At 67.9% G+C, this 13,271-nt stretch carries 13 protein-coding genes; 4 read left to right on the top strand and 9 right to left on the bottom strand.

Annotated elements, in window-relative coordinates:
• Nucleotides 1–12: 12 nt before the first annotated feature.
• The 3 genes from U743_RS15890 to hrpA all read right to left on the bottom strand — a co-directional run bounded on the left by U743_RS15890 (nucleotide 13) and on the right by hrpA (nucleotide 6,068).
• Nucleotides 13–1,446 carry an alpha/beta hydrolase gene (locus U743_RS15890; RefSeq protein ID WP_043769665.1) on the bottom strand — a complete coding sequence of 478 codons (1,434 nt, stop codon included), beginning with the start codon at nucleotides 1,444–1,446 and terminating at the stop codon, nucleotides 13–15.
• A 48-nt stretch (nucleotides 1,447–1,494) separates the two neighbouring features.
• Nucleotides 1,495–2,097: a TetR family transcriptional regulator gene (locus U743_RS15885; RefSeq protein WP_043769660.1), complete on the bottom strand. Its 603-nt coding sequence runs from the start codon at nucleotides 2,095–2,097 to the stop codon at nucleotides 1,495–1,497.
• A 92-nt stretch (nucleotides 2,098–2,189) separates the two neighbouring features.
• Complete coding sequence (gene hrpA, locus U743_RS15880; RefSeq protein ID WP_043769657.1) at nucleotides 2,190–6,068, bottom strand: ATP-dependent RNA helicase HrpA; 3,879 nt, start codon at nucleotides 6,066–6,068, stop codon at nucleotides 2,190–2,192.
• 90 nt (nucleotides 6,069–6,158) lie between these two features.
• On the opposite strand from hrpA, the gene U743_RS15875 reads away from it, so the two are divergent.
• Genes U743_RS15875 through U743_RS15860 form a run of 4 tightly spaced genes read left to right on the top strand, consistent with a single transcriptional unit; the run spans nucleotide 6,159 to nucleotide 8,035 of the window.
• A complete protein-coding gene (locus tag U743_RS15875; protein WP_043769655.1) occupies nucleotides 6,159–6,353 on the top strand; it encodes a type II toxin-antitoxin system VapB family antitoxin in 195 nt (64 codons plus the stop codon).
• Nucleotides 6,350–6,748: a type II toxin-antitoxin system VapC family toxin gene (gene vapC, locus U743_RS15870; RefSeq protein WP_043769653.1), complete on the top strand. Its 399-nt coding sequence runs from the start codon at nucleotides 6,350–6,352 to the stop codon at nucleotides 6,746–6,748. The genes U743_RS15875 and vapC overlap by 4 nt, the downstream gene beginning before the upstream one ends.
• Before the next feature lie 8 nt (nucleotides 6,749–6,756).
• Nucleotides 6,757–7,008 carry a hypothetical protein gene (locus U743_RS15865; RefSeq protein ID WP_043769648.1) on the top strand — a complete coding sequence of 84 codons (252 nt, stop codon included), beginning with the start codon at nucleotides 6,757–6,759 and terminating at the stop codon, nucleotides 7,006–7,008.
• A gap of 37 nt (nucleotides 7,009–7,045) precedes the next feature.
• Nucleotides 7,046–8,035: an LLM class flavin-dependent oxidoreductase gene (locus tag U743_RS15860; RefSeq protein ID WP_043769645.1), complete on the top strand. Its 990-nt coding sequence runs from the start codon at nucleotides 7,046–7,048 to the stop codon at nucleotides 8,033–8,035.
• Here the strand turns inward: U743_RS15860 and U743_RS15855 are convergent.
• The 6 genes from U743_RS15855 to U743_RS15830 all read right to left on the bottom strand — a co-directional run bounded on the left by U743_RS15855 (nucleotide 8,032) and on the right by U743_RS15830 (nucleotide 13,263).
• Nucleotides 8,032–8,646: a hypothetical protein gene (locus U743_RS15855; protein ID WP_043769642.1), complete on the bottom strand. Its 615-nt coding sequence runs from the start codon at nucleotides 8,644–8,646 to the stop codon at nucleotides 8,032–8,034. The genes U743_RS15860 and U743_RS15855 overlap by 4 nt on opposite strands.
• 144 nt (nucleotides 8,647–8,790) lie before the next feature.
• The gene (locus U743_RS15850; RefSeq protein ID WP_043769640.1) at nucleotides 8,791–9,174 is read right to left on the bottom strand and encodes a DUF488 domain-containing protein; all 384 of its coding nucleotides are present in this window, start codon (nucleotides 9,172–9,174) and stop codon (nucleotides 8,791–8,793) included.
• A gap of 219 nt (nucleotides 9,175–9,393) precedes the next feature.
• The gene (locus tag U743_RS15845) at nucleotides 9,394–10,251 is read right to left on the bottom strand and encodes a transglutaminase-like domain-containing protein (RefSeq protein WP_043769638.1); all 858 of its coding nucleotides are present in this window, start codon (nucleotides 10,249–10,251) and stop codon (nucleotides 9,394–9,396) included.
• Nucleotides 10,252–10,279: 28 nt separating this feature from the next.
• A complete protein-coding gene (locus U743_RS15840) occupies nucleotides 10,280–10,939 on the bottom strand; it encodes a YceH family protein (protein WP_043769634.1) in 660 nt (219 codons plus the stop codon).
• A 9-nt stretch (nucleotides 10,940–10,948) separates the two neighbouring features.
• Entirely contained in the window at nucleotides 10,949–11,836 is an 888-nt protein-coding gene (locus U743_RS15835; RefSeq protein WP_043769631.1) for a DMT family transporter, read from the bottom strand.
• Between the two features lie 8 nt (nucleotides 11,837–11,844).
• Nucleotides 11,845–13,263, bottom strand: coding sequence for an FAD-dependent oxidoreductase (locus tag U743_RS15830; RefSeq protein WP_043769628.1), 1,419 nt, complete (start codon nucleotides 13,261–13,263; stop codon nucleotides 11,845–11,847).
• Nucleotides 13,264–13,271: the final 8 nt, after the last annotated feature.

Raw genomic sequence — 13,271 nt, 5'->3', positions numbered from 1 at the left:
GCCCGCCGCGACTCACTCCAGGACGTAGTCGTTGAAGAGCACGCCGATGCGGTGGCCGGAGGACGGCCAATTGGGCAGCCGGATTTCCTGCGGTCGGCTGGCGTCGCCGCGCGGCAGGTTGCGGACAATGATGGTGCCGTCCGGCTGCTCGGCGCCCGGCATGAAGACATCGATGCCGCTCTGGAAGGGCTCGTCCGGGAAGTAGGGCAGCGGCTCGCCGGTGGTTTCTCCCGGTGTGGCTTCGGCATCGTGGATGTGCAGGCCGAGCACATCGTTGCCCACGAAATCCGCGATGACATTGAAGGCTGGTTGGTCCTCGCGCGTCGGGCTGGTGGTGCTGATCTCGAGCACGTCGATGTTGCCGCTTTCGTGCGTGGCGAACCATTCGCGGTGGCGCAGCACGAGCAGCGCGGTGTGGTTGTCGCTGGTGTGCGTGTTTTCCGGCGTGTCGGCATCCGGCGGGCCGGAAAGCAACCGCACGTGGCGGGTGCTGCGCGGATAGCGCTGATAGTAGAAATGGTGCGGATTCTCGCCCTCGACCAGCAGCACCTTCTCGTAATGCTGCTGTGGGTCCACTGTCACCGGCCCCCAGCTGCCGTCGTCGGCAACGATCACGCGCGTGTGCGGCTCGGTGCTGGCGCGATGTCCGGTCTGCGGGTCGATGGGCCAGATTTCCAGCGTCGCCCCGGCGCGGCCGGTGTTCTCCGGGAAGTTGACCGCGCGGCCGGCGATCTCGACCGGCCCGCGCTGCGGCGCGATCTTCACGACCTGTGGCGCTTGTTCCAGCAGGAATTCGTACTGCGCGATGAAGGATTCCTCCGAGGTCGCAACCTCGACGTGCGCCTGATTCTCGATTTCCTCGCGCTCCGGACCGGAGATGTCGGTGCGCTCGCCGTCGTAAACACCCAGGCAGGGCACCAATCCCGGGCAGACGGGCGTCAGCAAGCCATCAATGGCGACGTACTTGGCCACCACGTCGGAAGGTCCGTCGACACCCGGAATCAGGCCGGTGATCGTGCCCAGAGTCAGGAACTCGGTGGAGATGATCGTGCCCAGCGAATGCCCGACCAGATAGACCGCCTCGACGTCGTGCTCGGCGCGCACCTCGTTGATGAAATCCAGCAGCTCCAGCGCAAATCCGGCCGCGGCCGCCTGCACGACGCCCGGCAGGCCGCCGTTGTACTCGAAGGCGTGGATACGGTCTGCCGGATAGCCGTTGGCCTCGAAGCGCATGACCTGCGTCTGGTACTGCTGCGCCGAGCCGGCCACGCCGTGCACGAAGACGATGGGCAGCATGCGCTCGCTCACCTCTTCGGGGGGCACCACCGAATCCGGGCCGCGCGCGCTGCCGTCCCCGCTGTCGCCGCCGCAGGCCGCTAGGCCGGCAAGCGCGAGCGCAACGACGAGGAAGCGGCCCGAAAGCCGGCGTACTTCTCTATAGCTCATGGTTGTTCTCCTCCCTTTCTTCTTTGTCTCGGCTGAACAGCCGGCGTGTCATTGAGCGCCGCGCAGTCCCGCCTCCATGTAATCGATGAACAGTCGGCGCAGGCGTTCGCCCTGCGCCGGATCAGCCAGCGACAGCGCGCCGAAAGGCGAGCGCTTCATATAGCTGCGATAGGCCAGGCCGTAGTAGACGTTGTTCATGTTCAGGATCAGCCGGAACTGCAGCGTTTCCCCGTCGACCTCCGGCATCAGCGTCTGCAGCCGCGCCACGGCCGCCAGCATCATGCGGCGGTGCAGGGCAGCCGACAGCTCCTGGCCGTCGGTTCCGTAGTCCCAGCCCAGGCGTGCCAGAAACTGCACCGCGTCCCGGCCATAGGCGGGATCCTCGCGTAGGGCCATGACCGGGCCAAAGACCGCTTCGACAACATCGCGCGCGCGGTAATCCGGCTGTCGCTCGAGATCGGCCAGCGCGCGCAGTGCCGGCGGCTCGATCTGCTCGCGCAACATGTCGGTAATGGAAGAGATCAGATGCGATCGCGTGCCGAAGTGGTAGTGCAGCGCCGAGGGGTTTCGCGCACCGGCGGCCAGCACGATGCGTCGCAGCGACACCGCCTTGAAGCCCTCCTGGGCAAGCAAGCGCATGGCCTCCTGCATCAGGCGCTCGCGCGTCGCCCCCGATTCGGGCGTAGTTCCGATATTTGCCTCCCCCATTGAGGCGATAATACAGATGAATCAATACATCCGCATTAGGCCCTCGTGCCGCCCTCCATCCGAGCTCGCAGCCGCTCTGCACTCGGGCCTCCCTGGGCTTTCAGCTCCTGCGCGAACAGCGCCACGCGCCACTCTTCCTCGACCCAGCGCGCCGGGTACGTCAATGGCAGCGGCATCTTGCCGCGCGCCGCGACGATATCCGCCAGGAGCTGCGCATCGCGCGCCGGCTTGTTGGCCAGTCGTTCCAGGCGTTTTTCCAGCGCCTGCAGATAGACCCCCACGCGCGGCCAGTGGGCCTCGGGAATCGCCGTGATGGCCTCCGGCGCCAGCAGGCTGTCGAGCTGCGCACGGGCGTCGGCGACAGCTTCCGGGAAGGGCTTCTCCAGATCCTTGAGCCGGCCGCGCAGCGCGGCGGCCCGCGTCAGCCAGGCCTCTAGATCGTTCAGGCTGTTCTGGGCACGCTGGCTGAATTCGGCGCGCCGGGCGAGAGCCGCTTCGAAGGCGGCGCGGTCGCGCACCGCGGCGGGCTGGAAGATGGCGTCGGCGCAGCGCGCGATCAGCGAGGCCGCCAGCGCCCTGGGCGTATGCGCGCTGGTGGCCAGCTGCAGACCGAAGCGGCGCTGGACCTCCTTCTCGATATCGCGCGCACGGCTGCCGATCGCCGCCAGAATCAGCGCACGCGCGCCGTCGGCGTGCGCCACCTCGGCGGCCGCGCGCGATTCAAAGGGACGCAGATGCACCGCATTTTCCTCGACCGTCAGCGCCGGATAGGCCGGAATATCGCCGGGCAGCGTCACGCGCTCGGGCAGCGCGCCGAAATCCCAGTCGCGCAGATGATCGCGCACCCATTCGGAGCCTTTAGCGGCATTGGTAACGACTTTTCTCGCGCGTTCGCCGAATTTCTCGCGCAAAGCCTCGATCGACTCATCCTCACCGAGTGCCTTGCCGACCTCGTCGAGCAGCCGTAGCCGCGGGCGCAAATGCGGCGGCAGGCGTTCGCATTCGAAATCCTCGGGGGCCAGATCGGCGCCGCTCATCTCGCGTAGCGCAGCGCATATCGCTTCCAGCAGTGGTCCCTCATCCGGGCCGAGGCGCTCGGTGAGCGCGTCGGCAAAATGCGCGGCCGGTGTGACGGCGCGGCGCTTGCGACCGGGGAGGCTGCGCAGCAACGCCTCGAAGAGCGCCGGGCGCAGGCCGCGCACCAGCCAGTCGAAACGGTTCGCGGGCAGAGCGAAGAGCGCCGTGAGATCGAGCACGAAGGTGACGCCGTCGGCCTCGGCGCCCGGATCGTGGCGGTATTCCAGCGCCACCTCGTGGCCGTCGATGGAAAGGCGCTCCGGAAACAGCGCCTCGACATCGGCGTCGGCACCCGGGCGCAGGACGTCCGGCTCGCGCATATGCAGCGGGCCGGTGGTGGGCATCTGCTGCTTGAGCTGCGCCATCGGTCGGTCATCGCGGGGACGCGTCTCGGTCTGGCCGCTGCGCTTGAGCCATTTCTCCAGCGCGGCCTGCGTGCAGGCATTGTCGGGCAGGCGCGCCTCATAGAAGGCGCAGAGCTGATCCTCGTCGGCGAGCAAGTCCGGGCGGCGCAGGCGCTGCTCCTTATCGCGCACCGATTCGACCAGCGCCAGGTTGTCGCGCAGAAAGCGCGGCGGCCGCTTGAGCTGACCGCGCACCAGCGCCTCGTGGATGAAGATTCGCCGCGCCTCGACCGGCTCGGCGCTGCCGTAGTGGCGCGCGCGGCGCGTCAGTTCCAGTCCGTGGAAACGCACCACTTCGGTGGCCGATACCTGCCCGCGCTCGGCGTCGAAATGCGGATCCTCCAGCGTGCGGCGCAGCAGATGCGGCGCCACTTCCTCCAGCCAGGCGGGCTCGATGGCGGCGCAGGTTCGCGCATAAAGCTGACGCGTTTGCGACAGTTCGGCACACATCACCCACGGCGGCTGCTTCTTCGCCAGCCCGGAACCGGGGAAGACCTGGAACTGCCGGCCACGCGGACCCTGGTAGCCGGCCTTCTCGGGCAGGCGCAGGCCGATGTGATCGACCAGCCCGGCCAGCAGCGCCTGATGCAGCGGCGCGTAGAGGCTCTTCAGCGCCTGCGCGCGCCCGGCGTCGTCCAGCGGCCGGTCGGCGGCAGCGCGCACGCCCAGCGCCTGGCGCAGCTGGCTCACCACCAGACCCCATTCGCGCAGCCGGTTGAAGGAGACGAAATGCTTCTCGCACCAGCGGCGCAGCGCGCTGCTGCCCTCGTCGCGGCGGATGGCACGTGTGCGATCCCAGAGATTCAGCAATGTCAGGAAATCCGAGCGCGGATGCCGCCACTGGCCGTGCGCGGACTTGGCGGCCTCGCGCTGGTCGGCCGGCTGCTCGTGCGGATCGGCCACGGCCAGCGCCGCAGCCAGGATCAGCGCCGGGTCCTGCGCGGTGGTGCCACGCGCCGCCAGCGCGATGCGCGCCATGCGCGGGTCCAGCGGCAGGCGCGCCAGCTCGCGGCCGGTAGGCGTCAGGCTGCCGTCCTCGCCCAGCGCGTTCAGCTCGCGCAGCAGGCGCTCGCCCTCGCGCACGTGCCGACTGTCCGGCGGGTCGACCCAGGGGAAATCCTCGACGCGACCGAGCTTGAGCGCAGCCATCTGCAGAATGACGCCGGCAAGATTGCTGCGCCGAATTTCCGGATCGGTAAAGGCCGGGCGCTTGGCAAAGTCTTCTTCTTCGTAGAGACGCAGGCAGTGGCCGGGACCGACGCGCCCGCAGCGGCCGGCGCGCTGATCGGCTGCGGCCTGGCTGATGGGCTCGACCTTCAGCGACTGCACGCCTGAGCGCGGCTGGAAACGCGCCACGCGCGCCGTGCCGGTGTCGACGACATAGCGAATGCCGGGCACGGTCAGCGAGGTTTCCGCGACATTGGTCGCCAGCACGATGCGCGGCTTGCTGGCCTTGCTGAAGACGGCATCCTGCGCCCGTGCGCCCAGCCGGGCGTAGAGCGGCAGCACCTCGGCATCCTTGCGCCGGCCGCGCAGCACGCGCGCGGCCTCGCGGATCTCGCGCTCGCCGGGCAGGAAGACCAGCGCGTCCCCGTCCGGGCGGCGCGACCAGAGGCGGTCGATGGCGTCGGCGACTGCCACGGCCGTATCGTCGTGGGCCGGCGGGGCATAGTCGATGCGGATGGGGTAGCTGCGACCTTCCACCCGCAGGATGGGCGCCTCGTCGAAGTGCTGGCTGAGACGCTCCGGGTCGAGCGTCGCCGAGGTGATGATCAGCTTGAGATCGGGCCGCTTGGCAAGCAGGCGCTTGAGATAGCCGAGCAGGAAGTCGATGTTGAGGCTGCGCTCATGCGCCTCGTCGATGATCAGTGTGTCGTAGGCGGTGAGGTCGCGGTCGCGGCTCAGCTCGTTGAGCAGGATGCCGTCGGTCATCAGCTTGATCAGGCCACCGTCGTCAGCCAGCTGTTTCTCGAAGCGGGTCTCGAAGCCGATGGCCTCGCCGGGCCGGCTGTCCAGCTCGGCGGCGACGCGATTGGCCAGCGCCCGCGCCGCTACACGCCGCGGCTGGGTGTGGCCGATCAGCCCGCGCCGGCCGCGGCCGGCCTCCAGGCAGAGCTTGGGCAGCTGCGTGGATTTGCCCGAGCCGGTATCACCGCAGACGACGATGACCTGATGCTCGCGAATTGCCGTCAGCAGCTCCTCGCGCGCAGCCACCACCGGCAGCTCCGGCGGATAGTTGAGATTGGCCGGGAGGCGCCGCAGGCGCTGCTCCGTGCGCTGCCTGGCGGCGTTGAGCTCCTTGATGAGCGGCTGGCTGTCGCCGCCGCGCAGCTTGCGCGCCTTGCCATGCAGGCGACGCGCGTCGCGCACGGACAGGCTCTCCTCGGCCTCGCGCAGGAGCTGGTGGAATTGGCTGCGGGTGGAGCGGGTCATGCGGGGGCTGGCTCGTGCGCGGTCTGCGGGCTTGTTAATCGGCGCCCGCTGCGCCTATTCTGTGTATGGGAATGGCGTATCGTACACATCATGCGTACCAATATCGTGATTGATGACGAGCTGATGGCGCAGGTGATGCAGCGCACGGGCCTGCGCACCAAGCGCGAGGCCGTCGAAGCCGGCCTGCGCGCGCTGCTCAAGCTGCGCGAGCAGGAGCAGCTGCGCGCACTGCGCGGCAGGCTGCAGTGGGAGGGTGATCTTGAGGCCATGCGGCGCGACGCGTGATGCTCGTCGATTCCAGCGTCTGGATCGACTACTTCACCGGCCGCAGCAATTCGCCCAGCGACTTCCTGCACGCGCAGCTGGGACAGCGGCCGGTGATGATCGGCGATCTGATACTGACCGAGGTGCTGCAGGGCTTCCGGCATGAGCACGACTTCCGCGCTGCAGTCCGGCATCTGCAGCGGCTCGATATCGTGACCATCGGCGGCGCCGAGATCGCCATGCGGGCTGCCGATCATTTCCGCTTGCTTCGCAGCCGCGGCGTCACCGTGCGCAAGACCATCGACACGCTCATCGCCACCTGGTGCCTGACGCACGACGTGCCCCTGCTCCACAATGACCGAGATTTTCAGCCCTTTCACGAGCATCTCGGTCTGCGGGATGCCTTAGACGAGTAGCGTTTCCCATGCAGCTGACACTACGAGGCCTCGACGGGAAGTTGGAGCACAGCCTTCGCCAGCTGGCAGCGCGCGAGGGGCTCTCGCTCAACAAGGCGGCGCTCAAGTTGATGCGCCGCGGCGCGCAATTGGAACTGGGCTCCAAACCAACACAACCCCTGGTCGGCGATCGCCTCCGGCGCTTCAGCGGCCACATGCGCGAAGAAGAGGCGCTTGCCATTGAGCAGGCCATCGCAGATGCGCGGTCTGCGGACCATTGAATCCGACTGACCACGTACCACGCGACTCGGAGACATCATGACCCGCCTCTCCATCCTCGACCTCGCCCGCATCCGCGAAGGCCTCGACGCACGCGATGCGCTGGACAATGCACGCCGGCTGGCGCGGCATGCCGAGGGCTGGGGCTATCAACGCATCTGGTTCGCCGAGCATCACAACATGCCGGGCATCGCCAGCGCGGCAACTTCGCTCGTGATCCAGCACGTTGCCGCCGGTACGCAGCACATTCGCGTCGGCGCCGGCGGCATCATGCTGCCCAACCACGCGCCGCTGGTGGTGGCCGAGCAGTTCGGCACGCTGGCGCATCTGTTCCCTGGCCGCATCGAGCTCGGCCTGGGGCGCGCACCCGGAACCGGGCCGGAGACACTGCGCGCGCTGCGCCGCTCACCCAGCTCGGCGCACGACTTCCCGCGCGATGTCGCCGAGCTGCAGCGCTATTTCGCCTCGGATGCCGCACAGGATCCGGTGCAGGCCGTGCCGGCGGCTGGCACGCAGGTGCCGATCTGGATCCTCGGCTCCAGCACCTTCGGCGCCCAACTCGCCGCCGAGCTGGGCCTGCCCTACGCCTTCGCCTCGCATTTCGCCCCCGACGCGCTGCTGCGCGCGCTGGAGATCTACCGCGCCCGCTTCAAGCCCTCCGCGCAGCTGGCCGAGCCCTACGCCGTGGTCGGGGTCAACATCGTCGCCGCCGACAGCGACGCCGAAGCCCGGAAGCTGGCGACCACCCAGCAGATGAGCTTCGCCGACCTGCTGCGCGGCGCGCGCAGCCGCAGCCGCCCGCCCATCGACGATATCGACAGCTACTGGACGCAGGGCGAGAAAGAGCACGCCCAGCACATGCTGGCGCGCAGCATCATCGGCTCGCCCGAGACCGTGCGCGCAGGCATCGACGCGCTGGCGAAGGAGACCGGCGCCGACGAACTGATGGTGGTCTCCGACATCTATGACCCCGACGCGCGGCTGCGTTCCTTCGAGCTGATTGCCGGCTGTGTCGCCGCGAAGAGCTAGAAGCCGATGCGCCCACCCAAAGAGATGCCGTCCACGTCGCTGGAGCGCAAATAGGTAGCGCCGAGCTGGAAGCGCGGCACGATCTCGACGAGCGCGCCGAGCGCGAAAGTCGTGGAGGTGTCGTCGAATATCTCGCTACGGCCGACACTCGCTTCGATTTCCAGCCACGGCTGCGGCAGAGCGCGCAGGCCGGCAATCAGGACATGGCCGCTGTCGGAATCGCTTTCGCGCATCGCGCCCTGTGCGGCCTCGACACGCGACCGGCGGTAAGCGACGCCGAGATTCAGATCCAGACGCTCAGCCAGCCGCTGGCGCAGACCCAGCCCCAGCGTCAGGCTTTCCAGCTCGATCTCCACGCTGCCGCCGCCGTTGGGGATCGGGTCGGTAAGAATCTCGCCAAAGGACGCTACCGCGAAAAGGCGCTCGCTCAGTAGCGCCGAACCCTCCACCGAATAGCCCTCGGCGTCGATCTCCCTGCCATCGTCGAGCGTCTCGTCCTGCATCCGATAGCGAGCGTCGAGATAGTTGTAGCTGAGTTCCGGCTGCGCCTGAACCACCATGGATGCCAACAGCATCACCAGGGCCACGACCGAAAAGTACTTGCCCCCCATTACTGCCCCCTTGCATCCATGCAGGATTCGGTACGGCTCGTTCCATTGGCGGCTTGGTCTTTCCACCACCAAGCAGCTATCGAACCGTCGCCAGCGATTCTGCCTTGATCCGATCAGCGTTGCAGACGATCGAGCCCTTGAGCGCTATCGAAGAACAGCGCCCTGCGCTGCCAGCAGCTCGCGCAGGATCGAACGGTGGCAGAGGCTCTCGTCGGCGCAGTAACAGCCGACCGACAGGTGCGTCTGCTGCGACAGCACCGCGAGCAGCGCGATGGCGTGACGCGCGTCGGACGCTTTCATCTCCTTGCGGTAGCGCCGGCTGAATGTCTTCCAGTCCTTCGGGTCGATGGGCGCGAAAGCCTTCAGCAGTTCTTCGCTGGGGGCAAGCGTAGGGAACCAAGCGTCGTAGATATCGCGCGCGCTGTACTCGGCCTTGGGCACGCCGCGCGGCGGGCGACGTACCGCGCCGATTCGCAGCCCTTCGTCGGCGAGACGCTCGCTGCCCAGTCTGACGATGCGGATGGCCATGAATGCTCCGGTGCCCTGAGCCTGCCCATTTCCGCGCATGATGCCGGCCGGGCCGCGCCCCTTCCAGCAGTGGTTTAACGGCTAAGACGCGCGCAGCCGTCAGGACAAAAACCGACACACGCAACCGCCCTCTCCCCACCACCCGCTGCCGCGGGTGGTCCTCCCCTCTCCCGCTTGCGCGGGCGAGGGGCGCAAGCGTCGCCTTCGGCAACGTTCTCTTTAGGCGCCGCGGTGGGGCGTGACGTCGACCGAAACCGGGCTGCCATCCCATTCGCTGCGCTCGCCGTCGAGGCGCCGCACGCTGACGGACTGCATCGTCGTCTCGGCCACGCCCCAGATGGTGGCGAAGGCGATGTCGGCGGCATCGCGGCCAGTGCCAATGCGCACCAGGCCATCCAGCGGCACCAGTCGCGTGGGATCGAAGAGCCACCAGCGGCCGCCCAGATAGGCCTCGAAGACAGCGTGAAAATCCTGCGGCTGCAGCTCCAGCGCATAGGCCGATACGAAGCGCGCCGGGATGTTCAGGGCACGGCAGAAGGCGATACCCAGATGCGCGAAATCGCGGCAGACGCCCTGGCGCTCGGTCGCCGTCTCAAAGGCCGAGGTGTGTGCATTGGTGGTGCCCGACAGATAGTCCACGCGCCGGTAGATCCAGTCGCAGATGGCGAGCACACGAGTGAATCCGGGCTCCATCCGGCCGAACTCGCTCTGCGCCATGCGCATGAGGCGATCGCTTTGGCAATAGCGACTGGGGTAGGTGTAGGGCAGGATCGACAGCGGCAGTCGTCCGGGCGGCACTTCCTCGATGTCCGCGACGATGCCACTGCTATGCGTAACGGAGACGACGGCCTCGTACTGCACCGACAGGCTGCCGCCGTCGGCGAGCTGGCAGCGCGTCAGACGATTGCCGAGGCTGTCCGTCTCGTAGTGATCGCGCGAGACATCGGGGTCGACAAGCAGAGATTCATCTTCGACCTGCTGCGCATTGATATTCGCGGCCGCCAGATTGAAGACATAGGTGCAGGGATAGCCGCGATCGCTGCGGTAGGCGACCTCGGAGCGCACGGCGAGCTTCATGGGGGGCTCCGCATCAAAGGTCCCCGTATCATGCACCTCCGCTATCGGAGACACCGTTATCCGAGACACCAAGGGCGCTGCGCAGCTCGGCAACCTGACGCTCCAGGATCTCCACTCGCTCCGTCAACTCGGCAAGCGCCTGCTGCTGGCCGCCGCTGCGCGCCGGGGCCGGCGCCGCCTCCGGAATCTCGGGCTCGCCGCAGAGGAGATGCGCCCAGCGCGTGGCGGACTGGCCGGCCGCGCGTGGCAGCTCCATGACAAAGGGATCGGCACGGTCGGCCATGCGCTCCAGGGCTGCCTGCACGCCGTCGTTGTCGGCTGGCCCGCCCAGCGGCTCGGCGCGGGTCTTGAGCTCGGCGATGGTCTGCGGACCGCGCAGCATCAGGGCCACAAGCACGGCGAGGACAGGTTTCGGTAGCAGCGTCTCGTGCTCGAAGCGCTGGCGCCACTTCGGCACGCGGCCGCTGTCATCGTCGCGACTGACGAGCTTCATTGTTTCCAGATCCGCCAGCGCACCGCCGACCTCGGCCTCACGCAGACTCATGACCGGGTAACGATTGGATTTCTGGTTGGCCGCCGCCATGACCCCGTTGACCGTCATCGGGTAGTAGGCCGGCGTGGTCACGGCCTTCTCGGCGAGACAGGCGAGTACGCGGGCCTGGGTGGGGGTGAGCTGGATCTCGGGCATTCGGAGCGCCTATCGGTTGGCGGCGACGGTGGGGCCGCGGGCGGCGATGATGGCACCACTGCTGGCAAGTAGCACGCCGGCGCCGGCGAGCAGCGTCAATGGCTCGCCCAGCACGGGCACGGCGAGCAGCGCGCCGGCCGCTGGCACCAGCGCCATCAGAACCCCCATCCGCGTGGCACCGATACCCACCACAGCGCGGGCGAAGAGCACCATGGCCACAATGACAGCGAGAAAGCCCTGATAGCCGCCCTGCAGCGCGATCTCGCGCCACGGCGCCTCAGCAATCGCGCTGGGCAGCACGAGCAGCCACAGCGGCAGGTAGATCAACGCGGACACGCAGGCAGTGATCGCGACGGCATCCCAGGGCTGGATCTGCCAGCGCCGCAGCAGCACGGTGAAGATCGACCAGCTCAGTGAGGCCGCGACGAAAAGCAGATCACCCTGCCAGGTCGCCCCGGTCCCGAGCGAGGGGGCGATGCCTTCGATACCGACGCAGACCATGCCGGCGCCGATGATGGCGAGACCAACGGCGCGCATCGGCCCGGGCTTCTCTCCCAGCACCACGATGGCGACCAGCGCCACCAGGAAGGGCATCATGCCGGGCAGCAGCACGGCGGCGTGCGCGGCCGGCGCGAGCTGGAAGGCGTGATAGGCGAAGAGTGCGTAACCGAGCCCGCCGCAGAGCGCCAGCAGCAGCATCTTCGGCCAGGCCGGCATGCGCGCGCGGTACTTCCACAGCCAGGGCGCCATGACGATGGCGGCGCCGAAGAATCGCAGCGCCGCAAGATCGGTGGGCAGCAGCGTGCCGCGCTCCGAATAACGCGTGACCAGAATGAAGCCGGTCCAGATGGCAACGGCGGCCAGCGCCGCCCCCCATCCGGCCGGATCGCGCTGCACGCCGGCGCTCAGACCCCGAGCGTCTCGAGGATGCCCTCGGCAGCGCCGCGGCCCTCGAAGACGGCGGTCACGACGAGATCGGAGCCGCGCACCATGTCGCCGCCGGCGAAGATCTTCGGATTCGTCGTCTGATAGGCGACGCTGCCGTTCTTGCCGGTGCCGACGAAGATGCGGCCGTCCTCGTGCTGGGCGATGTTGTGCTCGGCCAGCCAGTCGCCGGGGCTCGGCCGGAACCCGAAGGCGATGATGACGTTGTCGCACTCGATCACCGACTCCGAGCCGGGCACCGGCTCCGGCCGGCGGCGGCCGCGGTTGTCCGGCGCGCCGAGGCGCGTCTCGACTACGCGCACACCCTCGACGCGGTCGTCGCCGACAATCTCGATGGGCTGACGGTTGAAGAGGAACTCCACGCCCTCTTCCTTGGCGTTGGCCACCTCGCGCCGCGAGCCGGGCATGTTCTGCTCGTCGCGGCGATAGACGCAGTAGACCTCGTCGGCGCCCTGGCGAATGGAACTGCGTGTGCAGTCCATGGCCGTATCACCGCCGCCGAGCACGGCGACGCGCCGGCCTTCCATGCTGATCCAGTCGGAAGGCGACTTCTCGAAGCCGAGCTGGCGGTTGATGTTGGAGACCAAAAAGGGCAGCGCGTCATAGACGCCGGGCAGATCCTCGCCCGGGAAGCCGCCCTTCATGTAGGTGTAGGTGCCGGTGCCGAGGAAGACCGAGTCGTACTGGTCGAGCAGCTCCTGCATCGAGATGTCGGTACCGACATCCACGCCCAGGCGGAACTCCACGCCCATGTACTCCAGGATCTCGCGCCGCTTGTGCACGACCTCCTTCTCCAGCTTGAAGGGCGGGATGCCGAAGGTCAGCAGGCCGCCGATCTCCGGGTAGCGGTCGTAGACCACGGCCTGTACCCCGTTGCGGGCGAGCACGTCGGCGCAGCCGAGACCGGCCGGACCGGCGCCGACGACGGCGACGCGCTTGCCGGTGGGCTTGACCTTGGACATGTCCGGCCGCCAGCCCTGCTTGTAGGCCTCGTCGGTGATGTACTTCTCCACCGAGCCGATGGTCACCGCGCCGAAGCCGTCGTTCAGCGTGCAGGCGCCCTCGCAGAGCCGGTCCTGCGGGCAGACGCGGCCGCAGATCTCGGGCAGCGAGTTGGTGGCATGCGACAGCTCGGCAGCCGCGAAGAGATTGCCCTCCTCGACCAGCTTGAGCCACTGCGGGATGTAGTTGTGCACCGGGCACTTCCACTCGCAGTAGGGATTGCCGCAGTCCAGGCAGCGCCCGGCCTGCGACTTGGCGTGCTCCTCGTCGTAGCCACCATAGATCTCGCGATAGTCTTCCACGCGCACTTCGACCGGCAGCTTGTCCGGATCGGTCCGCGGGACGTCGAGGAATTGCAGCGTGTTCTTCGTACTCATAGGGGGTC

The sequence above is a fragment of the Algiphilus aromaticivorans DG1253 genome (genome assembly GCF_000733765.1).
In the GTDB taxonomy this organism is placed as follows: domain Bacteria; phylum Pseudomonadota; class Gammaproteobacteria; order Nevskiales; family Nevskiaceae; genus Algiphilus; species Algiphilus aromaticivorans.
The sequence above is the reverse complement of the archived record's forward strand: the minus strand, read 5'-3'. Positions and strand labels throughout refer to the sequence as shown.